This window comes from Mycobacterium kubicae, from assembly GCF_015689175.1.
Taxonomy (GTDB): Bacteria; Actinomycetota; Actinomycetes; order Mycobacteriales; family Mycobacteriaceae; genus Mycobacterium; species Mycobacterium kubicae.
This window is the reverse complement of sequence record NZ_CP065047.1, coordinates 3,291,536-3,311,699: the sequence shown is the minus strand read 5'-3', so window position 1 is coordinate 3,311,699 and position 20,164 is coordinate 3,291,536. Positions and strand designations below refer to the sequence as shown.

Genomic DNA, 20,164 nt, shown 5'->3' with positions numbered 1-20,164 from the left:
CGGAGGAGTCGCCCGTTCATATGTGAAGCTGAGATGGTGAACAGCATCCAGATCGCCGACGAGACGTACGTCGCCGCCGACGGCGCGCGGGTCGGCGCGGCGATCGCGGATCCGTCCAAGTGGAACCGGTGGTGGCCCGATCTGCGGCTGCAGGTCACCGAGGACCGCGGCGAAAAGGGCATCAGGTGGGCCGTCACCGGCGCCCTGACCGGCACCATGGAAGTGTGGCTGGAACCCTCGCTGGGCGGGGTCATCCTGCATTATTTCTTGCACGCCGAACCGACCGGTGTAGCGGCATGGCAATTGGCCCGGATGAACCTGGCCAAGATGACGCACCGCCGACGAGTGGCGGGCAAGAATATGGCATTCGAGGTGAAAACGACGCTGGAAGAGTCACGTCCGGTCGGTGTTTCTCCGGTAGTTTAGCCGGATCAGCTGGGCTGGGAGAGGACCGTTTCTCTCCGGCAATCAACACCCGCACGGGGAGAGGGAAGTAGCCAGGTGGCGGAGAAGACGACGCAGACCATCTACATCGAAGCGGATCCAGACACCGTGTTGGAGGTCATCGCCGACATCGAGTCCTACCCGGATTGGATCTCGGAATACAAGGAAGCCGAAGTGCAGGAGCGAGACGCCGACGGCTATCCCAAGACCGTTCGCTTCGTGATGGACGCCGGCGTCATCAAAGACACGATGGTGATGTCCTACCAGTGGCCCGCCGATCGCAAATCGCTGAGCTGGACGCTGGTCTCCAGTTCGCTGTTGAAGTCCCTCGATGGCACGTATTCGTTGGCGGCCAAGAATTCTGGCACCGAGGTCACCTACCAGCTCACGGTCGATCTGGCCGTTCCGATGATAGGGCTGCTCAAGCGCAAAGCCGAGCGCAGGTTGACCGACACCGCGTTGAAGGATCTGAAGAAACGAGTCGAGGCTGAGTGAGTCCGGTTCGCCCACCCCGGCGCGGATCAGTCTGTTTGTCGGTAAAGGCGGGGTAGGAAAGTCCACCCTGGCGTGCGCCACCGCGGTTGGTGACGCCGGTGCCGGTCAACGCGTGCTGGTGGTGTCCACCGACCAGGCGCACTCGCTCGGTGATGTGCTGGGTGTTGCGGTCCCGCCGACCGGTAGCGGGGATCCCGTTCGAGTGTTGGCCGACGACGCCGGTGACGGCCTGTTGGACGCGCTGGCCCTGGACACGCTCGCGCTGCTCGAGGAACGCTGGCGCGACGTCGTCGACGCGCTGGACCGGCGGTTTCCCGAATCGGAGCTGAGCAGCATTGCGCCCGAAGAAATTTCGGCGCTGCCCGGCATCCAGGAAGTGTTGGGACTGCACGCTGTCGGGCAGCTCGCCACGGCGGGGCGATGGGACCGCATTGTGGTCGACTGCGCCTCGACCGCCGACGCGCTGCGGATGTTGACCCTGCCGGCGACGTTCGGCTTGTACGTCGAACGCGCCTGGCCGCGTCATCGCCGGCTCAGTACCGGCGCCGACGACGGGCGGTCGGCCGCGGTGGTGGAGCTGTTGGAGCGCACCGACGCCGCCGTCGATCGGCTCAGCTCCCTGCTCACCGACCCGGACTTGGTCAGTGCGCACTTGGTGCTCACCCCGGAGCGGGTGGTCGCGGCCGAGGCGGCGCGGACTCTGGGCTCCTTGGCGCTGATGGGTGTTCGCGTCGAGGAGCTGGTGGTCAACCAGGTGCTGCTGCAAGACGAGACCTACGAGTACCACAGCCTGCCCGACCACCCGGCCTTCTACTGGTATGCCGAACGCATCGCCGAGCAGCGGTCGGTGCTCGACGAACTCGACCACACCATCGGCGAAATCGCGCTGGTGCTGGTGCCGCATCTGGCCGGTGAGCCGATCGGCCCGAAGGCGCTGGGCGAACTGCTCGACAGTGCCCGGCGGCGGCGCGGCGGGGCGCCGCCCGGCCCGTTGCGGCCGACCGTGGACCTCGAATCCGGATCGGGACTGGATTCTGTGTACCGACTGCGACTAGCGTTGCCCCAACTCGATCCCGGAAACCTGACCCTGGGCCGGGCCGACGACGATCTGATCATCAGCGCCGGCGGAATGCGCCGCAGAGTCAAATTGGCGTCAGTCTTACGCAGATGCACAGTGTTGGATGCCCAATTGCGGGGTAGTGAGCTGACAGTTCGTTTTCGACCGAATCCGGAGGTGTGGCCGAAGTGAGTAAGGCGCATACCGACATTGGCCCGGAGCTGCGGCGGCTCGCGCAGGCAGCGCTGGACAGTATCGACCCCGCGGTGCGCGCGGCGGCAGCGGTGGCGTCCAGCGCCGGCCTGACCGGCGAGAGCGGCAAATGCCAACAGGTGTGGTGTCCGGTGTGCGCCCTGGCCGCGCTGCTCAACGGCGAGCAGCATCCGTTGCTGACGGTGGTCGCCGACCAGGGAGTCGCGCTGCTCGACGTGCTACGCGGCTTGGTCAACGACGCCGGCCGCAGCGTGCCGTCGCCGCCGGACGATGCGCCGGCCGCCGGCTTGGCCGACGAATCGGCCGCCGAGCCCATCACCGGTAACGGTGCGGCAAAAGCTCGTTACGAAGCTATTCCGATTACCGTGCAGGACTGAGCCGCCGGCTTCGAGAGGTAGTCGCGGTCACTGTCGATGGGTACAGTTGGCCCAGACACCATTCGGTGGGGGTGAAAGGGAGCCATGTGGTACTGGTTTTTCAAGTACGTTCTCCTGGGCCCGCTGCTGTCGGTGCTTGGTCGCCCGAAAGTTGAAGGGCTGGAACATGTTCCGAGCTCCGGGCCGGCCATTTTGGCCAGTAATCACCTGGCGGTGATGGACAGCTTCTTCCTGCCCTTGGTGGTGCGCCGCCGGATCACTTTCCTGGCGAAGTCGGAATACTTCACCGGCACCGGCCTGAAGGGCTGGTTCAAGCGGTGGTTCTTCACCGTCGTCGGCCAAGTGCCCATCGACCGGGCCAACGCCGATGCTGCCAACGCCGCGTTGACGACCGCAGAGCGTTTGTTGGGCGAGGGCAAGTTGTTGGGCATGTACCCGGAGGGCACCCGCTCGCCGGACGGCCGGTTGTACAAGGGCAAGACCGGGTTGGCCCGGCTGGCGCTGCAGTCCGGGGTGCCGGTGATTCCGGTGGCGATGATCGGTACCAACGTGGTCAACCCGCCGGGAAAGAAGATGTTGCGGTTCGGTCGGGTCTCCGTCCGGTTCGGCGAGCCGATGGACTTCTCCCGCTTCGAGGGGCTGGCCGGCAACCATTTCATCGAGCGCGCGGTCACCGACGAGGTGATGTACGAGCTGATGGGGCTATCCGGTCAGGAGTACGTCGACATCTACGCCGCCAGCATCAAGGACGGCACGGCCAAAGACGCGGACGCCGACCGCATTCCGGAGACGGCAGCCGGTTAATCAGCTTGCCGCCGGTACCGGCGTAAGCCCCGGCTGAGACCTGCGTTCCGCGGCAATCCGGGTGGCCACCGTGGCTCCGGCTACGACGATCAACGCCAGCGCCCACCACACGTAAGACATGCCGAGCAACTGGCGCCACCACGCCGCCGTGGTCTCCCGGTGCTTGGGCAGCAAGTCGATCGGCGTCCACCGCATCAGGGCCAGTCCGACCACGCTGATCAGCGCGAGCGCGACGTTGCGCCGCCGCCATGCCAGCACCCCGGTCACCAGGACGGCCGGCAGCATCCACACCCAGTGGTGTGACCACGACACCGGCGAGACCACCAGCCCGAACAGCGCGACGCAGATCACCGCCAGAATCGGTTCGCCCGCGCGTAGCACCCGCCGCATCGCCCAGACCGTCGCGGCCAACACCAGCAGGCAGGCGAGCACCCAGAGCAGGAAGCGTTCGTGCTCGGCAAGACCCAGCCGGGCCAACGCCCCGGCGATGTTCTGGTCGGTGTTCAAGGCAGCCCCGCCGATGCGATCGGTGTGGTGCACCGTGTGGGTCCAGTACTCCCACGAGTCGTTCCAGGCCACCGCGAAACCGATCAGCGTCGCGCCGGCGAACGAAGCCAGCGCGGTCAGCGCCGCCCGGTGGTCTCGGCGCAGCGCGAAGTACAGCAGAAAGACCGCCGGCGTCAGCTTGAGGGCAATGCCCAGGCCCAGCAGCAGTCCCCGGGGCCAGGGGGTGCGCCGCGGCGTGCAGTCGGCGATGACCAGTGTCATCAGCACCACGTTGATCTGGCCGAAGGCGAAATTGGACGTGATCGGTTCCAACCAGACCGACGCGGCAGCTACCACCACGACGGTCAACCAGACCCGGCGCAGCCACGAGGGGCCGGGCACCCTCGCGGACCTCGCCCACACGTCGAGGCCCGTCACCACCAGAAACGTCGACACGGCCAGCAACACGAGCGTCAGCAGGGTGATCACCACACTGGCCGCCGGCATTTTCATCCAGGCGAACGGAATGAACACCACGGCCGCCAGCGGTGGATAGGTGAACGGCAGGTCCAGGCCGATGGGTGTGTGGAACTTCACGTCGCCGTGGTAGAGCGGGCGGCCGTCCAGCCACGCTTGGGCGCCCATCCGGTAGATGTCGATGTCGATGCGGTAGGGCACATGCGCGAACAGCCGCCAGCACGCATAGGTCAAGATCGCGGCCGCGACCAGCCACAGCAGGCACCACAACAGGACCCGCCCGAGCCGACTGCCCACCTCGGGCGACCGCGTTTCATTCATGTCGCAGGACAGCCTAACGGGATCGGGTGCGTCAACAGGGGCGCGGCTCCCGGCTTCTCACCCCGATACGGCGTAGGTTTTTAGAGTGCTCCGCTGGCTGCACCACGACATCATCGATCGTGGCCGCCTGCCCTTGTTGTGCTGTCTGGTCGCCTTCATCCTCACCTTCTTCGTCACCCGCAGCTTCGTGCGCTTCATCCGGCACTGCGCTGACCGGGGCCGGACCCCGAGGTGGTGGCAACCGCGCAACATCCACGTCGGAACGGTGCACATCCACCACGTGACCTTCGGGGTCGTGCTGGTGATGGTGTCCGGGCTGATGCTGGTGACCCTGTCGGTCAACGGACAGGAACCCGAATACACCGTCGCCGCAACACTGTTCGGGATAGGCGCGGCGCTGGTTCTGGACGAGTACGCGCTGATTCTGCATCTTTCGGACGTGTACTGGTCCGAAGACGGCCGCAGTTCGGTCGACGCGGTCTTCGCCGCGGTGGCCGTGGCGGGACTGCTGATACTGGGCCTGCACCCGCTGATGTTCTTCCTGCCCGTGCGCCACGGCCCGGACTGGGTGCTGCTGCAAACCACGGTGGTCGGCGGGCTCGTGCTCACGTTGCCGCTGGCGGTGGTGGTCCTGCTCAAGGGCAAGGTGTGGACCGGTCTGCTCGGCATGTTCATTTTCGTGCTGCTGATCGTGGGTGCCGTCCGGCTCTCGCGCCCGCACGCGCCCTGGGCGCGGTGGCGCTACACCGCCCGGCCGGTCAAGATGCGCCGCGCACTGCAGCGCGAACGCACGCTGCGCCGCCCGGTGGTGCAAGCCAAGCTCTGGGTGCAGGGCATCGTCGCCGGGACGCCCAGCCTGCCCGACGACCAGACGGTGGACGCCCAGCTGGACCTGGTCGTTCATCCCGCGCCGCCACCCGACTCCACCGAGCCCATCCTGGTCGCCGGCTAGCGTGCGCTACTTCTACGACACCGAGTTCATCGAGGACGGCCGCACCATCGAGCTCATCTCGATCGGCGTGGCCGCCGAGGACGGCCGCGAATATTACGCGGTGTCCACCGAATTCGATCCGGAGCGGGCGGGCAGCTGGGTGCGCGCCCACGTATTGCCCAAACTGCCGCCACCGGCCTCCCAGTTGTGGCGTTCCCGCAGGCAGATTCGGGACGACCTGGAGGAGTTCTTCGGCGTCGACGGTGACGAGCCGATCGAGTTGTGGGCGTGGATCGGCGCCTATGACCACGTCGCCCTGTGTCAGTTATGGGGCACGATGCCCGAGTTGCCGCGGGCGCTGCCCCGGTTCACCCGGGAACTGCGGCAATTGTGGGAGGACCACGGATCGCCGCGACTGCCGCCGCGGCCGCGCGATGCCCACGACGCGCTGGTGGACGCCCGGGAGCAACTGCGCCGCTATCGACTGATCACGTCGACGGGGTAGCTGCGTTCGCCCTGATCAGCGATGACCGGCCGGAGCCGCGGCCCGGTTACCATGGACCGATGAACTGGACCGTCGACATTCCGATCGACCAGCTGCCGTCGCTGCCGCCGTTGCCCGGCGACCTGCGCGGCCGGCTCGACGCCGCACTGGCCAAGCCGGCGGCCCAGCAGCCCAGCTGGCCCGCCGAGCAGGCGACGGCCATGCGGACCGTGCTGGAGAGTGTCCCACCGGTCACGGTGCCCTCGGAGATCGTGCGGCTGCAGGAGCAGCTGGCCCAAGTCGCCAAGGGTGAGGCGTTCCTGCTCCAGGGCGGGGACTGCGCCGAGACCTTCGTCGACAACACCGAACCCCACATCCGCGGCAATATCCGGACCTTGCTGCAGATGGCCGTGGTGCTGACCTACGGCGCCAGCATGCCGGTGGTGAAGGTGGCGCGCATCGCCGGCCAGTACGCCAAGCCGCGCTCGGCCGACATCGACGCTTTGGGCCTGAAGTCCTACCGCGGGGACATGATCAACGGTTTCGCCCCGGACGCCGCGGTGCGCGAACACGACGCGTCACGGCTGGTGCGTGCCTACGCCAACGCCAGCGCCGCGATGAACCTGGTGCGGGCGCTGACGTCGTCGGGGCTGGCGTCGCTGCACCTGGTGCACGACTGGAACCGCGAGTTCGTGCGCACCTCACCGGCCGGTGCCCGCTACGAAGCGCTGGCCAGCGAGATCGACCGCGGCCTGAAGTTCATGAGTGCATGCGGGGTGGCCGACCGCAACCTGCAGACCGCCGAAATCTACGCCAGCCACGAGGCGTTGGTGCTCGACTACGAGCGGGCCATGCTGCGGTTGTCCGAATCCGACGACGGCGAGCCGCAGCTCTATGACCTGTCGGCGCACACGGTGTGGATCGGGGAGCGGACCCGCCAACTCGACGGTGCGCACGTCGCGTTCGCCGAGGTGATCGCCAACCCGATCGGGGTCAAGATCGGCCCGACCATGACTCCGGAACTGGCCGTGGAATACGTCGAGCGCCTCGACCCGCACAACAAGCCGGGCCGGTTGACGTTGGTGAGTCGGTTGGGCAACAGCAAGGTGCGCGATCTGCTGCCGCCGATCGTGGAAAAGGTGCAGGCCACCGGCCATCAGGTGATCTGGCAGTGCGACCCGATGCACGGCAACACCCACGAGTCGTCCACCGGGTACAAGACCCGCCACTTCGACCGCGTGGTCGACGAGGTGCAGGGCTTCTTCGAGGTGCACCGGGCGCTGGGCACCCACCCCGGCGGCATCCACGTCGAGATCACCGGCGAGAACGTCACCGAGTGTCTCGGTGGCGCGCAAGACATTTCCGACACCGACCTGGCCGGCCGGTACGAGACGGCGTGCGACCCGCGGCTGAACACCCAGCAGTCGCTGGAGCTGGCGTTCCTGGTCGCGGAGATGCTGCGCGACTAGTCACAGCAGTCCGCTGAGGTTGCTGCCCAGCGTCCAGCCCGCGGTGGCGGCCAATCCGGTGATCGCCAAGATCACCGCCACCCACAGCAGCACCATGCGGCGGGCGTGCTGGCGCGCCCAGATGAATTCGTCGATCGGGATACCGGCGAATTCGCCTGTGGGCGACTGGTATTCGTATTCGTTCTCGTACTCGTCGAGTTCGGGGTCCGGCTGGGCCGCCACGGGCTGCGGCCACTCGGCCGGATCGCGGGGCAATTCCCGGGTGGGTTGGCGCACCGGCTGGCTCACGCGGCTGCGCTGCAGCGCCGCCGACCGGTGCTGGGCGGAATTGCGCGGCGCGGGCACCCGGAAGTCCGGCAGCCGGAGTTCCTCGGCGACGGCCTCCAGGTCGGCGGCCATCTCGATGGCGTCGGCGTAGCGCTCGGCGGGGTCGCGCGCCGTCGCGCACGCCACGAATTCGTCGAATTGCGTTGGTACTCCGTCGATCACGCTGCTGGGCGCCGGCACGTCGGTGTCCAGCCGCTGGTAGGCGATCGACAACGCCGTGTCACCGGTGAACGGGGTGCGTCCGGTGAGCAGCTCGTAGGTGAGGATGCCGGCGGAGTAGACATCGCTGCGCGGGCCGGCGTTCCCATCGCGCACCTGTTCAGGCGACAGGTAGGCGGCCGTACCCAGAATCACACTGGTGGACGTGATTTTCGCGGCCGCCACGGCACGGACCAACCCGAAGTCGGCGATCTTGACCTCGCCGTCGTCGGAGATCAACACGTTCTCCGGTTTGACGTCGCGGTGCACCAGCCCGGCCCGGTGCGCGGCGGCCAGCCCACCCAACACCGGGCGCAGCACCGCCGCGACCGCGTGCGGGGGCATCGGCCCCCGTTCGGTCAGCAACTCGCGCAGGGTGCCGCCTTCGATCAGCTCCATCACCAGGAACGGGTGGCGGGCATCGAGGCCCTGGTCGTAGACCGCAACCAGCCCAGGGCTTTTCAGCCGCGCCACGGTGCGGGCCTCGAGCTGGAAGCGGGTCATGAATTGCGGGTCGCCGGCGTACCGGGAGTCCATCACCTTCAGCGCGACCGGCCGGTCCAGTCGGGTGTCGAGCCCGCGGTACACCGTGGACGTGCCGCCGCTGGCAATGGGCGCTTGAACCAGGTAGCGGCCATCGAGCAACGCGTTGTGCAACGGGTCTCCCGCGCCAGGTCCGGCCACGGGGCCATCGTAGGTGGCGGCCGGGGATACGGATCGGACCTCGTGTGCGCAACGTGCATACCCGGCTGCCCACCAGGTCTTACACTGGCGCAGTGGGCAGCATTCCGGCCGGCGACGACGTACTAGACCCCGACGAACCCACCTATGACCTGCACCGGGTCGCGGAGTTGCTCCGCGTACCGGTGAGCAAGGTGCATCAGCAGATACGGGAAGGCCATCTGGTGGCGGTGCGACGCGACGGTGGCGTGGTGGTGCCGCAGGTGTTCTTCACCAACACCGGCCAGGTGGTCAAGAGCCTGCCCGGTCTGCTGACGATCCTGCACGACGGCGGTTATCACGAGACGGAGATCGTGCGGTGGCTGTTCACGCCGGACCCGTCGCTGACCGTCACCCGCGACGGCTCGCGCGATGCGCTGAACAACGCGCGTCCGGTCGACGCGCTGCACGCGCACCAAGCCCGGGAGGTCCTGCGTCGCGCCCAGGCTATGGCGTACTAGCCGCCGGCTCGGGCGCCCGGTACAGCGAATACCACGCCACCACGGCGAACGCCGTCGCCAGCGCGACATGCAGCCAGGAATACATGCCGTGGGCGCCGTCGGGCTTGAAGATCACCATGATCCAGGTGGAGAACCCGGCGATCAGCGCCATGGCCGGGCGGGACTGCGCCAGCGGCGCCAGCACGGCCAGCGGCCAGGAGTAGTACCACGGCAGCGCGGCGGGCACGAACAACACCACCACCAGCATCGCGCCGAAAATCCCGGTCAGCACGGCCCGGTCGTCGCGGCGAAACCGCCACCACAGCAACGGCAGTGCCAGCACGATGATCGCGATTCCGATCAGCCGGTTCACCCGCAGGATGCCGTAGAAGTTGACCGGGACGAAGGCGCTGCTCAACGCGTGGATCAGGTTCGCGGCCGCGGTCGGCACGGTCAGCCAATTGATGATCTTCACCGAACCGGCCAGCGCGGACAGCCAACCCAGTCCCACGCCGGCGACCAGGGACAACGCCCCGAACAGCACCGCGACAATGCCCAGCGACGCGGCGACGGCCGCCAACAGCGCCGCAACCGGGCGGTATCCCCGGTCCTCGCGCAGATGGCGCATCCACACCCAGAACAGGAACGGCAGCGCCAGGCCCGCGGTCGCTTTGACCGCGATGCCCACGGTGAGCAGGGCGATGCCGGCGACGTGACGGCGTTGCAGCGTCAGTGCGATGCCGGCGGCCATCAGTCCGACCATCAGCATCTCGTTGTGCACCCCGCCCATCAGGTGGATGAGCACCAGCGGGTTGAGCACACAGATCCACAGCGCCTTGGCGCCGTCGGCGCCGACCTGGTGGGCCAGCCGCGGGGTCGCCCAGACCAGCAGCGCCAGGCCCGGCAGCATGCACAACCGCAACAGCATGGTTCCGGCGATGACGTGGTTGCCCACCAGCATGGTGACCAGCTTGGCGACCAGGATGAAGGCCGGACCGTAGGGCGCGGTGGTGATGGTCCAGATCGGACTCACGTTGTCCAGCAACGGGTTCGGGTTTGCCACCGGACCGACGGCATAGGGATCCATGCCGTCTCGCAGCAGCGCGCCCTGGGCCAGGTAGGAGTAGGTGTCGCGGCTGAACACCGGCACCGACAGCAGCAACGGCGCCAACCAGATCACGGTGGTGGCCCGCATGGTGAACTCGCTGACGCCGCCGCCGACCACGTGTCGGCCCAGCCGCAGCCACGCGATCAGCATGAGCCCCACACCCACCCACAGCAGGATGGAGGACAGCACCAGCCCGTGGCCGAAGCGCAGCCACGACATGTGCAGCGACTCCAGCAGCGGGTCGTGCTGGCGGGTGCTGCCGGCGCCCAATGCGCCCACGGTGATCAGGACCGCGCCGAGGAACCCGAGTCGGGCCGGGCCGGCTGCCGGGGTGGTGGCGAACGCCCGCAGGTGTGAAAGCCGTTGTCTTATCGAGTCTTTGGTTGCCGGCTGGGCTTGCGGCGTGGGCGTCGCGGCGGTCATCGGGTCACGCCGACCGGTCCGTGGCCATCCGGGCCAGTGCGCGCAGGCCGGTCTTGGCGGCGGGGTTGATCGGCGCGGACGCCAGCGTGTCCAGCGCGCGCTGGGTCAACGCGGTGATGCGGTCTTCGGCCGCCGACAGCGCGCCCACTCCGACGATCACGTCGCGCAGTGTGCGCACCTGTGCGTCGGTCAGTTCCGAGCCGATCGAGGTGCGCAACAGGTGGGCGGCCGGTGGGTCTGCCTGGTCGGCCAATTCGATGGCTTCGGCCAGCAGCACGGTGCGCTTGCCGGAGCGCAGGTCGTCTCCAGACGGTTTGCCGGTCACCTCCGGGTCGCCGAACACGCCCAGGATGTCGTCGCGCAGCTGGAAGGCCACCCCGAGGTCGGTGCCGAATTGGCCGAACGCGCCGGCCACGTCGGGTCGGTCCGCGGCGGCGGCCACGCCTAGCTGCAGCGGGCGCATCACCGTATAGCAGGCGGTCTTGTAGGTGGCGACGGTCATTGCCGACGCGATCGAGTCCGCGGCGCTGGCCTCGACGACGATGTCGAGATACTGCCCGGCGAGCACCTCGGTGCGGATGTCGGACCACACGCGCCGCACGCGCCGCTGCGCGTCGGCGGGCAGGCGGGCGGCGGAGACCTCGGAGATGATGTCGTCGGCCCAGGCCTGCGCCACGTCCCCGAGCAGGATCGCCGCTGAGGTGCCGAACTGGTCGGCCGGGCCATGCCAGGACCGTTCGCGGTGCAAATCGGCGAAATGCATGTGCGCGGTTGGCCTGCCGCGCCGGGTCGCCGAGGCGTCGATCACGTCGTCGTGGATCAGCGCGGACGCATGCAGCAATTCCAGTGCGCCGAACAACAGCAGCACGTCGGCGTCCGGATCGTGCGGCGACACGGCCTGCCAGCCCCAGTAGGCGAACACCGGTCGCAGCCGCTTGCCCCCGTCCACGACGAAGTCTTCCAACCAGGCGGTGAAGGCGCCGTAGTCGCTGCCCTGCGGAACCGCGATATGGGCACCAGCGCTACGCCGGTCGCCCAAATAGCGTCGTAGTTGCTCGGTGATGGCGCCGGCCAACTCGACGGTCGCCGATGCTTCCGAAGCTCTCAGGCTCAGCGCGGCCCCTTTCGACTTTGCCCTGTCGGGCAGGTTCTGGTCCGACAGTGTATTCGGCCGTAGCTGCCCCCAGTGGCTTCGATCGCCTTCCCGCACCGCCCCTATGCTGTCGAGGGATCGGCGGTCGGGGAAGTCAATCAGCCAGGAAGAGGATCTCGTGACGCTCAACACCATTGCCCTCGAGCTGGTGCCACCGAACGTGGACGGGGGCGTGGAACGGGCAACCGAGGACGCGCAGAAAGTGCTGCGCTACTCGGCGGAGTCTGGGCTCGACGGGCGGATCCGGCACATCATGATCCCCGGGATGATCGCCGAGGACGACGACCGGCCCGTGCCCATGCAGCAGAAGCTCGACGTCCTGGACTACTGGTCGATCATCAAACCGCAACTGCCCGGGGTCAATGGGTTGTGCACTCAGGTCACCGCGTTCATGGACGAGGCATCGCTGGGCCGGCGGCTGTCCACTCTCGTCGACGCCGGCATGGAGGGCATTGTCTTCGTCGGGGTTCCGCGCACCATGAACGACGGCGAGGGCTCCGGCGTCGCGCCCACCGACGCCTTGTCGATCTATCGCGAACTGGTGGCCAACCGCGGCGTCATCGTGATCCCCACTCGCGACGGCGAGCAGGGCCGGCTCAACTTCAAGTGCAACCAGGGCGCCACCTACGGCATGACCCAGCTGTTGTATTCCGAGGCCATCGTGGAGTTCCTGACCGAGTTCGCCAAGACGACCGATCACCGGCCCGAGATCCTGCTGTCCTTCGGCTTCGTCCCGAAGATGGAGTCGCGCGTGGGCCTGATCAACTGGCTGATCCAGGATCCCGGCAATGCCGCGGTGGCCGAGGAGCAGGAGTTCGTCAAGAAACTGGCCGGCAGTGAACCCGCCGTCAAGCGTCAGCTGTTGGTCGACCTGTACAAGCGCGTCATCGATGGGCTTGTGGGCGGACCTGCCGACCTCGGCTTCCCGCTGAGCATCCACTTCGAGGCGACCTATGGGGTGTCGGCGCCGGCGTTCGACACCTTTGCCGAGATGCTGGATTACTGGGCGCCCGACCGGCAGGCGGCCAGCTAGCTCGGCGGCGGCTCGCCTGGGGTGGTGAACCGTGGCGAGCGGTCCCGGCTGAGCCAGGCCGCCGCCGCCACCACACCGGCGGCGGCGAATGAGGCGATGCCCAGCCAGATCCCGGCGCCGGTGAACGAACGCGTATTGGGATCGGTGTAGCGCGCCTGCGCGGTCATGGTGCTCACCACGCCCGGCTTGAGCTTCCACTGCACCACCTCGGGCTCGATGCGGTCGCCGTTGGTGGAGGTGACCGTGCCGGGGAACGCGACGGTCAATTCCACGTCGGCGTCGGTGTCGGTCACCGAGGTCAGATCCGCCCGGCCCTCGAGGATGACCAGGTTGCCGTTGCGTCGCAGCGACAGGTTGACGCCGGTGGCATCGGAGTTCATGTTGGCCAGCTGCGGCAGCTCGGCGAAGGTGAGATCGGAGAACACCGCCTGCGACCCCACGTAGCCGTCGCTGTCGTAGTTGGACACCGCCACTTTCTGGTTGAACGCCAGATTGTTGCTGTCCAGCTGCGGGCCGGTGTCTTTGTTGGTCTTGGGTTTGGCCGCGGCGATGATCTCCCCGGACACCAGGTCGTCGGGTGAGATGGTGAGCGAGGCTCGCACCCGCAGGCATCCGGTGGCCAGCGGTACCAGCATCAGCAGCATGGCGATGGCCACCAAGCGGCGACGCCGACGCGTGCTGGCGCTGGCAGCGGACGCCCGCACGACGCGGGCCGGGCGCGGGGGAGAGCTGGCGGACACGAGGTCATCGTGCCAGATCCAGTGTGTCGCACCGGCGAGCCGCCCGGGTTTCATCCCGAGTTCGACAGCGGCAGCTTGCGGCCCAGAATCGCGAACGCGCGCGGGTCGCCGGCGAAGTGGTAGCCGCGGATGACGTCGGTGAAGCCCAGCCGCCGGTACAACCGCCACGCCCGGTTGGCCTCGCCGTTGGTCTCGGGCGTGGAGAGCAAGACGTGGGCCTCGTCGCGCCCGGCCAGCAGTCGCCGCGCCAATGCCTCGCCCAGGCCGCGGCCCTGGGCGCGCGGGTGGATGTGCAGTTCGGTCAGTTCGAAGTAGCTGCTCATCAGCCGGTCGATGGCGGGCGGCGGAAACCCGCTGCGCTGCAAGCCCAGAATCACCTGCTGCTGCCACCACTGGCCCGGTGCTCCCGGGTAGCCGTACGCCACCCCGACCAACGGCGCACTGCTCATCTCGGCGGCCGACGGCACCGCCGCGCCGCCGCCAGGATCGGCAGCCCCGGCGCTTGCCTCGACTTCGACGGCCCCCACGGCGCGCCAGCCGGGCCTGCGGGTGTGTTCCAGCCACATCGCGGCGCGCTGATTCTCGGTGCCCCTGGGATAGCGCATTGCATCGACATAGACCTTGAGGGCGTCACCGAGGCGGCGCTCCATATCGGTCGGCGGCAGATCGATGAGGAAAGTCGCCAATTCGCGGTGCCCTCCTCATGTGGTGATCCAACGCGCTGCCTGTGCACCAGTATTGAACGGTCGATGTGACAGCTTGCACCACACTGCCATCCGGTCCGCCTGCCCGCTGTGCTGCAGCAAGGATAGAATCGCCTGCGAATCAGTGGTACGGCGTAGATTGACCTCGTATCATCTGAATTAGATGCCCCGAGAGCGGGCATCCTCGCGCTATCGGTAACGACAGTCTGTCGGCAAGGAGGGACGAATGCCACTCTCCGATCATGAGCAGAGAATGCTCGATCAGATCGAGAGCGCTCTCTATGCCGAGGACCCGAAGTTCGCGTCGAGCGTTCGTGGCGGCGGCTTCCGGGCGCCCACCGCACGGCGACGCGTGCAGGGCGCGGCGTTGTTCGTCGTCGGTCTGGCCATGCTGGTTTCCGGCGTGGCCTTCAAGGCCACGATGATCGGCAGCTTCCCGATCCTCAGCGTCATCGGATTCGTCGTGATGTTTGGCGGCGTGGTGTACGCGGTCACCGGTCAGCGGGTTCCCGGCCGGGTTGATCACGGCCGGCCCGCCTCGGGTCCGGTGCGCCCCCGTCGCAACAAGGCGGGCGGCTCGTTCACCAGCCGCATGGAGGATCGGTTCCGGCGGCGCTTCGAAGACTGAGCGCATCAACTCGTAGCGGGGCAGCCAATTTGGCTGCCCCGTTTTTATAGCTGCCTGCTCGGTCCGGGGCGGGTCGTACTCGCGCGCCGTTCCCCACTTGAGGCCCACTCGTGTCCGTTTCGTTGAAAATGCGCCCCACTGCGCCCCACACCGGTCCTCGTGCGCCACGGCGGCACGTCTGACGTGCTCTTTTGCCGCGGGCAGCCGCCCTCGCCCGGAAGTCGACGTCGACACCCGCCTCCGGGTTGATAACGGCGAAGTGGCGAAACGCCACACCGAGACGCGCGCAGGGGCCGATTATGGGGTGAAGTGGGGGAGTGTGGGGTATGGTGGCCGAAGTGTTTGGGTGAGTGGAAACGCTCGAGGTTGGAGGTGCCCCAATGTTTTTGGGCACCTACACGCCCAAGCTCGACGACAAGGGGCGGCTGACGCTGCCGGCCAAGTTTCGCGACGCACTGGCGGGAGGGTTGATGGTCACCAAGAGCCAAGATCACAGCCTCGCCGTCTACCCGCGCGCGGAGTTCGAGCAACTGGCGCGCCGGGCGAGCAAAGCGCCGCGCAGCAATCCCGAAGCCCGGGCCTTCCTGCGCAATCTCGCTGCCGGCACCGACGAGCAGCACCCCGACAGCCAGGGCCGAATCACTCTTTCGGCTGACCATCGGCGTTACGCGGGCTTGTCCAAGGACTGTGTGGTGATCGGTGCCGTCGACTACCTCGAGATCTGGGACGCCCAAGCCTGGCAGAACTACCAGCAAATCCATGAAGAGAACTTCTCCGCGGCCAGCGATGAAGCACTCGGCGACATTTTCTGAGGTGCATGCCTGTGCATCGTGGTCTCTGCCCGAACCGACCCTGGCGTACTTCCCCAACGCCAGGTTCGCGCCTTCGGGCAGAGACCAGGGTGCACGGACACCTCAGCTGACGGCGACCTGGGAAGCTTGCGGCCAGAGCCGGGGAGGTGTCGCGTTGGTGGACGAACCTGATTCCGGCGCAACCGATTTCGGGCATGTGCCGGTCCTGGCCCAGCGGTGCGTGGAGCTGCTGACTCCGGCGCTGACCCGGCACGAATCCGACGGCACCGGTGCGGTCCTGGTCGACGCCACACTCGGGGCCGGGGGACACGCGGAGCGGTTCTTGACCGAGTTGCCCGGTCTGCGGCTGATCGGGCTGGATCGCGACCCCACTGCCCTGGACATCGCCGGCTCACGGCTGGCCCGCTTCGGTGATCGAGTCACGTTGGTGCACAACCGGTTTGACGGCCTGCCCGACGCGCTGGCCGAGTCCGGCCACGGCGCAGTGCAATCGGTGGACGGGGTGCTGTTCGATCTCGGGGTTTCCTCGATGCAGCTCGACCGTGCCGAACGCGGCTTTGCCTACGCCAAGGACGCGCCGCTGGACATGCGGATGGATCCGTCGGAACCGCTGACCGCCGCCGACATCGTCAACACCTATGACGAAGCCGCGCTGACCGACATCCTGCGCCGCTACGGCGAGGAGCGGTTCGCCCGCCGCATCGCCCAGCACATCGTGCGGCGCCGCGCCCGCACCCCGCTGCACACCACGGCCGAGTTGGTCGCGCTGCTCTACGAAGCGATTCCGGCCCCGGCCCGGCGGACCGGCGGTCACCCGGCGAAACGGACTTTTCAGGCGTTGCGCGTCGCGGTCAACGGCGAGCTGGACGCGTTGGGCAGCGCCATCCCCGCCGCCCTGAAAGCCGTTGCCCTGCATGGGCGCATCGTCGTCATGGCCTATCAGTCGCTGGAGGACCGGATGGTCAAGCGATTCTTCGCCGAGGCGGTCGCGTCCCGGACACCGGCCGATTTGCCGGTCGAACTGCCTGGCCACGGGCCGCGATTCCGGTCGCTGACCCATGGTGCGGAGCGAGCCGATGCGGCCGAAATCGAACGCAACCCACGCAGCGCCCCGGTCCGGTTACGGGCCTTGGAACGTATCGAGCAGGACGGTCAGGACACCCGATCCCGGAAGGGCGACGCATGAAAACCAAGCGCGAAGAGGCGCGCCGCACCAGCGGTCGGCGCAGCGCACGCGACGGTGCCGCCCGGACCGGTAGGCGTCCCCGGCCCGGTACGACGACTGAGGTGGGGGGCGCACGCCGCGGTCGCGGGACCGCCGCGCCTAACCGGGAAGCGCGGGTACCGAGTTCGGGGCCACAGACCAACCCGATCTCCCGGCCCGTCGACCGGCCGGCCCGGCCCAAGAACACCAGCCAGGCCAAGGCGCGCGCCAAGGCCCGGAAAGCCAAGGCTCCGAAGGTCGTTCGGCCCAAGCTGAGCGAACGGCTGGCCACTCGCCTGGCCACCATCGACCTGCGGCCGCGGACCCTGATCAGCAAGGTCCCGTTCGTCGTGCTGGTGATCGGATCGCTGGGCGTCGGACTCGGTCTGACGCTGTGGTTGTCCACCGCCGCCGCCGAACGCTCCTACCACCTCAGCGATGCCCGGGAGCGGACCCGGATGCTGCAGCAGCAGAAGGAATCCCTGGAACGCGACGTGCGCCAAGCCGAATCGGCGCCGGCACTGGCGGAGGCCGCCCGCAAGCAGGGCATGATCCCGACCCGGGACACCGCCCACCTGGTGCAGGCTCCGGACGGCAACTGGGTGGTGGTGGGGACGCCCAAGCCGGCCGACGGCGTGCCCCCGCCGCCGCTGAACACCAAGCTGCCCGAAGAAGGTCCGCCGCCACCGCCCAAGCCGCCCGTGGCACCCCCCGAAGTGCCGGTCCGCGTCATGCCGGGCCCCAACGACCCGCCCCCGCCGGGCCGTGCCGGGCCGCAGCTGTTACCGCGTAACCCGGACGGCTCCACGACGCTGGGCGGCGCCCAACCCTTCCCCGGTCAACTCCCGGGACAGCAGCCCGGCCAGCTGACGGTGCCGCAGGTGGTGCCGCCGGTGCCGGGACAGCCCGTTCCGGGACCGGCTGAGGTGCCCCTGCCGCTGCAAGCGGGCGCCATGCCGCCGGGCCTGGTCATGCCGCCGGTGCCCGCGCTGGCTCCCGCGCCGGTGCCGCCGACCGGCGAGCAGTTCGGGCCGGTCACCGTGCCGGTGGTCCCGGGAGCGCAGCGGTGAGCCGGGGCGACTCGCGCCAGCCCCGCCCGACGCGATCGCGGCGCGGCGCGCCGGCACCGGCCAAGGACGTTCGCAAGGCCAAGCGGACACGTAAGTCCGAACCCGCCCCCTCGGGCCACTCGGCGCGCGAGCGGCGCACCCGCCAGGCGGTGGAAGTGGCGGCCTCGCGCGGCGCGTCGTTCGTCTTCCGGCACCGCGCCGGCAACGCGGTGATCTTCGCGCTGATCCTGGTGGCCGCGGTCCAGCTGTTCTTCCTGCAGGTGTCCAACGCCGCCGAGCTGCGTGCCCAGGCGGCCGGTCAGCTCAAGGTCACCGACGTCCAACGGGCGGTTCGCGGCGCCATCGTCGACCGCCACAACGACCGCCTGGCCTTCACCATCGAAGCCCGCGCCCTGACCTTCCAGCCCAAGCGGGTGCGCCAGCAGCTGGAAGAGGCCAGGAAGAAGTCGTCGCGGGCGCCGGACCCGCAGCAGCGGCTCAAGGACATCGCGAAGGAGGTCGCCGCCCGGCTGAACAACAAGCCCGACGCGGCGACGCTGTATAAAAAGCTCGACAGCAACGAGACGTTCGTCTACCTGGCCCGCTCCGTCGACCCAGCCGTCGCCAACGCCATTTCCGACAAGTACCCCGAAGTCGGTTCCGAGCGGCAGGACCTGCGTCAGTATCCGGGCGGCGCGCTGGCGGCCAACATCATCGGCGGCATCGACTGGGACGGCCACGGACTGCTCGGCCTCGAGGACTCGATGGACGCGATGCTGGCCGGCACCGACGGCTCGGTGACCTACGACCGCGGCTCGGACGGCGTCGTCATCCCCGGCAGCTACCGCAACCGGCACCGGGCGGTGGACGGCTCCACCGTCCAGCTCACTTTGGACAACGACATCCAGTTCTACGTGCAGCAGCAGGTGCAGCAGGCCAGGAACCTGTCCGGGGCGCACAACGTCTCAGCCGTCGTGCTGGACGCCAAGACCGGTGAAGTGCTGGCGATGGCCAACGACAACACCTTCGATCCGTCGCAGGACATCGGCCGCCAGTCGGACAAGCAGCTGGGGAACCTGCCGGTGTCCTCGCCGTTCGAACCGGGTTCGGTCAACAAGGTCATCACCGCGTCCTCGGTCATCGAGTACGGCCTGTCCAACCCCGACGAAGTGCTGCAGGTGCCGGGCACGCTGCAGATGGGCGGGGTCACCGTGCACGACGCCTGGAACCACGGCGTGATGCCCTACACCACCACCGGCGTGTTCGGGAAGTCGTCCAACGTCGGCACGCTGATGCTGGCCCAGCGCGTCGGCCCGGAACGCTTCTACGACATGGTCCGCAAGTTCGGATTGGGTCAGCGCACAGGCGTCGGGCTGCCTGGTGAAAGCTCCGGCCTGGTCCCGCCGATCGACCAGTGGTCGGGCAGCACCTTCTCCAACCTGCCCATCGGGCAGGGCCTTTCGATGACCCTGCTGCAGATGGCCGGCATGTACCAAGCCATCGCCAATGACGGGGTGCGCATTCCGCCGCGCATCATCAAGGCCACCGTCGCCCCCGACGGCACCCGGACCGAAGAACCGCGTCCCGACGGGGTGCGCGTGGTGTCGGCGCAGACCGCCCAGACCGTGCGCCAAATGCTGCGCGCCGTCGTGCAGAACGACCCGATGGGCTACCAGCAGGGCACCGGGCCGGCCGCCTCGGTGCCCGGCTACCAGATGGCCGGCAAAACCGGCACCGCTCAGCAGATCAACCCCGGCTGCGGCTGCTACTTCGACGACGTCTACTGGATCACCTTCGCCGGCATGGCCACCGTCGACAATCCCCGCTACGTGATCGGGCTGATGCTGGACAACCCCGAGCGCAACGCTGACGGCACCCCCGGCCACTCCGCCGCCCCGCTGTTCCACAACATCGCGGGCTGGCTGATGCAACGTGAGAACGTGCCGCTCTCACCCGATCCCGGGCCGCCGCTGACTTTGCAGGCGATGTAGGCCCTGGGGCGCAACCGGCACCAGGCGCGGGAAACACCCGAGCCTCCTCCGTCTGGGTAGGGTGTCATGGCTGATC

At 68.2% G+C, this 20,164-nt stretch carries 20 protein-coding genes and 1 pseudogene; 15 read left to right on the top strand and 6 right to left on the bottom strand.

Features of this window, described 5'->3' with window-relative positions:
* The first annotated feature begins 36 nt into the window (after window positions 1–36).
* From I2456_RS15570 to I2456_RS15550, 5 genes are all read left to right on the top strand, one after another.
* The gene (locus I2456_RS15570; RefSeq protein ID WP_068027136.1) at window positions 37–426 is read left to right on the top strand and encodes a polyketide cyclase / dehydrase and lipid transport; all 390 of its coding nucleotides are present in this window, start codon (window positions 37–39) and stop codon (window positions 424–426) included.
* Window positions 427–501: 75 nt separating this feature from the next.
* Entirely contained in the window at window positions 502–939 is a 438-nt protein-coding gene (locus I2456_RS15565; protein ID WP_068026722.1) for an SRPBCC family protein, read from the top strand.
* Window positions 932–2,188: an ArsA family ATPase gene (locus I2456_RS15560; RefSeq protein ID WP_085075603.1), complete on the top strand. Its 1,257-nt coding sequence runs from the start codon at window positions 932–934 to the stop codon at window positions 2,186–2,188. The genes I2456_RS15565 and I2456_RS15560 overlap by 8 nt, the downstream gene beginning before the upstream one ends.
* Window positions 2,185–2,586 carry a hypothetical protein gene (locus I2456_RS15555; RefSeq protein ID WP_085075611.1) on the top strand — a complete coding sequence of 134 codons (402 nt, stop codon included), beginning with the start codon at window positions 2,185–2,187 and terminating at the stop codon, window positions 2,584–2,586. Before I2456_RS15560 ends, I2456_RS15555 begins: the two co-directional genes overlap by 4 nt.
* 84 nt (window positions 2,587–2,670) lie before the next feature.
* Window positions 2,671–3,390: a lysophospholipid acyltransferase family protein gene (locus tag I2456_RS15550; protein WP_068026717.1), complete on the top strand. Its 720-nt coding sequence runs from the start codon at window positions 2,671–2,673 to the stop codon at window positions 3,388–3,390.
* Here the strand turns inward: I2456_RS15550 and I2456_RS15545 are convergent, their stop codons facing one another.
* The gene (locus tag I2456_RS15545) at window positions 3,391–4,674 is read right to left on the bottom strand and encodes a glycosyltransferase 87 family protein (protein ID WP_085075604.1); all 1,284 of its coding nucleotides are present in this window, start codon (window positions 4,672–4,674) and stop codon (window positions 3,391–3,393) included.
* A gap of 85 nt (window positions 4,675–4,759) precedes the next feature.
* Between I2456_RS15545 and I2456_RS15540 the strand changes: the two genes are divergently transcribed.
* From I2456_RS15540 to I2456_RS15530, 3 genes are read left to right on the top strand one after another with little or no spacing between them, the layout of a single operon-like run.
* Entirely contained in the window at window positions 4,760–5,626 is an 867-nt protein-coding gene (locus I2456_RS15540; protein WP_068026710.1) for a hypothetical protein, read from the top strand.
* A 1-nt stretch (window position 5,627) separates the two neighbouring features.
* Window positions 5,628–6,110, top strand: a complete 483-nt coding sequence (locus I2456_RS15535; protein WP_085075605.1) for a polyadenylate-specific 3'-exoribonuclease AS — start codon at window positions 5,628–5,630, stop codon at window positions 6,108–6,110.
* Window positions 6,111–6,169: 59 nt separating this feature from the next.
* Window positions 6,170–7,558: a class II 3-deoxy-7-phosphoheptulonate synthase gene (locus I2456_RS15530; protein ID WP_068026704.1), complete on the top strand. Its 1,389-nt coding sequence runs from the start codon at window positions 6,170–6,172 to the stop codon at window positions 7,556–7,558.
* Here the strand turns inward: I2456_RS15530 and I2456_RS15525 are convergent, their stop codons facing one another.
* Window positions 7,559–8,767 carry a protein kinase domain-containing protein gene (locus tag I2456_RS15525; protein WP_174814240.1) on the bottom strand — a complete coding sequence of 403 codons (1,209 nt, stop codon included), beginning with the start codon at window positions 8,765–8,767 and terminating at the stop codon, window positions 7,559–7,561. It lies immediately after the preceding gene.
* A 92-nt stretch (window positions 8,768–8,859) separates the two neighbouring features.
* Here I2456_RS15525 and I2456_RS15520 point away from each other — a divergent pair, with 92 nt between their 5' ends.
* Complete coding sequence (locus I2456_RS15520; RefSeq protein ID WP_068026698.1) at window positions 8,860–9,264, top strand: Rv2175c family DNA-binding protein; 405 nt, start codon at window positions 8,860–8,862, stop codon at window positions 9,262–9,264.
* On the opposite strand, the gene I2456_RS15515 is transcribed toward I2456_RS15520, so the two are convergent.
* Both I2456_RS15515 and idsA2 read right to left on the bottom strand, forming a co-directional pair.
* A complete protein-coding gene (locus I2456_RS15515; RefSeq protein ID WP_085075606.1) occupies window positions 9,251–10,774 on the bottom strand; it encodes an alpha-(1->6)-mannopyranosyltransferase A in 1,524 nt (507 codons plus the stop codon). The genes I2456_RS15520 and I2456_RS15515 overlap by 14 nt on opposite strands.
* A gap of 4 nt (window positions 10,775–10,778) precedes the next feature.
* Window positions 10,779–11,849 carry a bifunctional (2E,6E)-farnesyl/geranyl diphosphate synthase gene (gene idsA2, locus I2456_RS15510; protein WP_085075613.1) on the bottom strand — a complete coding sequence of 357 codons (1,071 nt, stop codon included), beginning with the start codon at window positions 11,847–11,849 and terminating at the stop codon, window positions 10,779–10,781.
* A gap of 196 nt (window positions 11,850–12,045) precedes the next feature.
* Between idsA2 and I2456_RS15505 the strand changes: the two genes are divergently transcribed.
* Entirely contained in the window at window positions 12,046–12,960 is a 915-nt protein-coding gene (locus I2456_RS15505) for a mycobacterial-type methylenetetrahydrofolate reductase (protein ID WP_085075614.1), read from the top strand.
* Here the strand turns inward: I2456_RS15505 and lppM are convergent.
* The gene (gene lppM, locus I2456_RS15500; RefSeq protein ID WP_068158761.1) at window positions 12,957–13,604 is read right to left on the bottom strand and encodes a lipoprotein LppM; all 648 of its coding nucleotides are present in this window, start codon (window positions 13,602–13,604) and stop codon (window positions 12,957–12,959) included. The two genes, I2456_RS15505 and lppM, sit on opposite strands and share 4 nt — an antisense overlap.
* Window positions 13,605–13,750: 146 nt before the next feature.
* Window positions 13,751–14,386 carry a GNAT family N-acetyltransferase gene (locus I2456_RS15495; RefSeq protein WP_068026691.1) on the bottom strand — a complete coding sequence of 212 codons (636 nt, stop codon included), beginning with the start codon at window positions 14,384–14,386 and terminating at the stop codon, window positions 13,751–13,753.
* Window positions 14,387–14,630: 244 nt separating this feature from the next.
* On the opposite strand from I2456_RS15495, the gene I2456_RS15490 reads away from it, so the two are divergent.
* The 5 genes and pseudogenes from I2456_RS15490 to I2456_RS15470 all read left to right on the top strand — a co-directional run bounded on the left by I2456_RS15490 (window position 14,631) and on the right by I2456_RS15470 (window position 20,088).
* Window positions 14,631–15,032, top strand: a complete 402-nt coding sequence (locus I2456_RS15490) for a DUF3040 domain-containing protein (RefSeq protein WP_068026688.1) — start codon at window positions 14,631–14,633, stop codon at window positions 15,030–15,032.
* A gap of 380 nt (window positions 15,033–15,412) precedes the next feature.
* Entirely contained in the window at window positions 15,413–15,844 is a 432-nt protein-coding gene (gene mraZ / locus I2456_RS15485; RefSeq protein ID WP_068026685.1) for a division/cell wall cluster transcriptional repressor MraZ, read from the top strand.
* A gap of 1 nt (window position 15,845) precedes the next feature.
* On the top strand, window positions 15,846–17,030 hold the full coding sequence (gene rsmH, locus I2456_RS15480) for a 16S rRNA (cytosine(1402)-N(4))-methyltransferase RsmH (protein WP_139823328.1): 1,185 nt from the start codon (window positions 15,846–15,848) through the stop codon (window positions 17,028–17,030).
* On the top strand, window positions 17,027–18,118 hold the full coding sequence (gene ftsL, locus I2456_RS15475; protein WP_085075607.1) for a cell division protein FtsL: 1,092 nt from the start codon (window positions 17,027–17,029) through the stop codon (window positions 18,116–18,118). The genes rsmH and ftsL overlap by 4 nt, the downstream gene beginning before the upstream one ends.
* Window positions 18,119–18,152: 34 nt before the next feature.
* Window positions 18,153–20,088: pseudogene (locus tag I2456_RS15470) on the top strand (peptidoglycan D,D-transpeptidase FtsI family protein).
* Window positions 20,089–20,164: the final 76 nt, after the last annotated feature.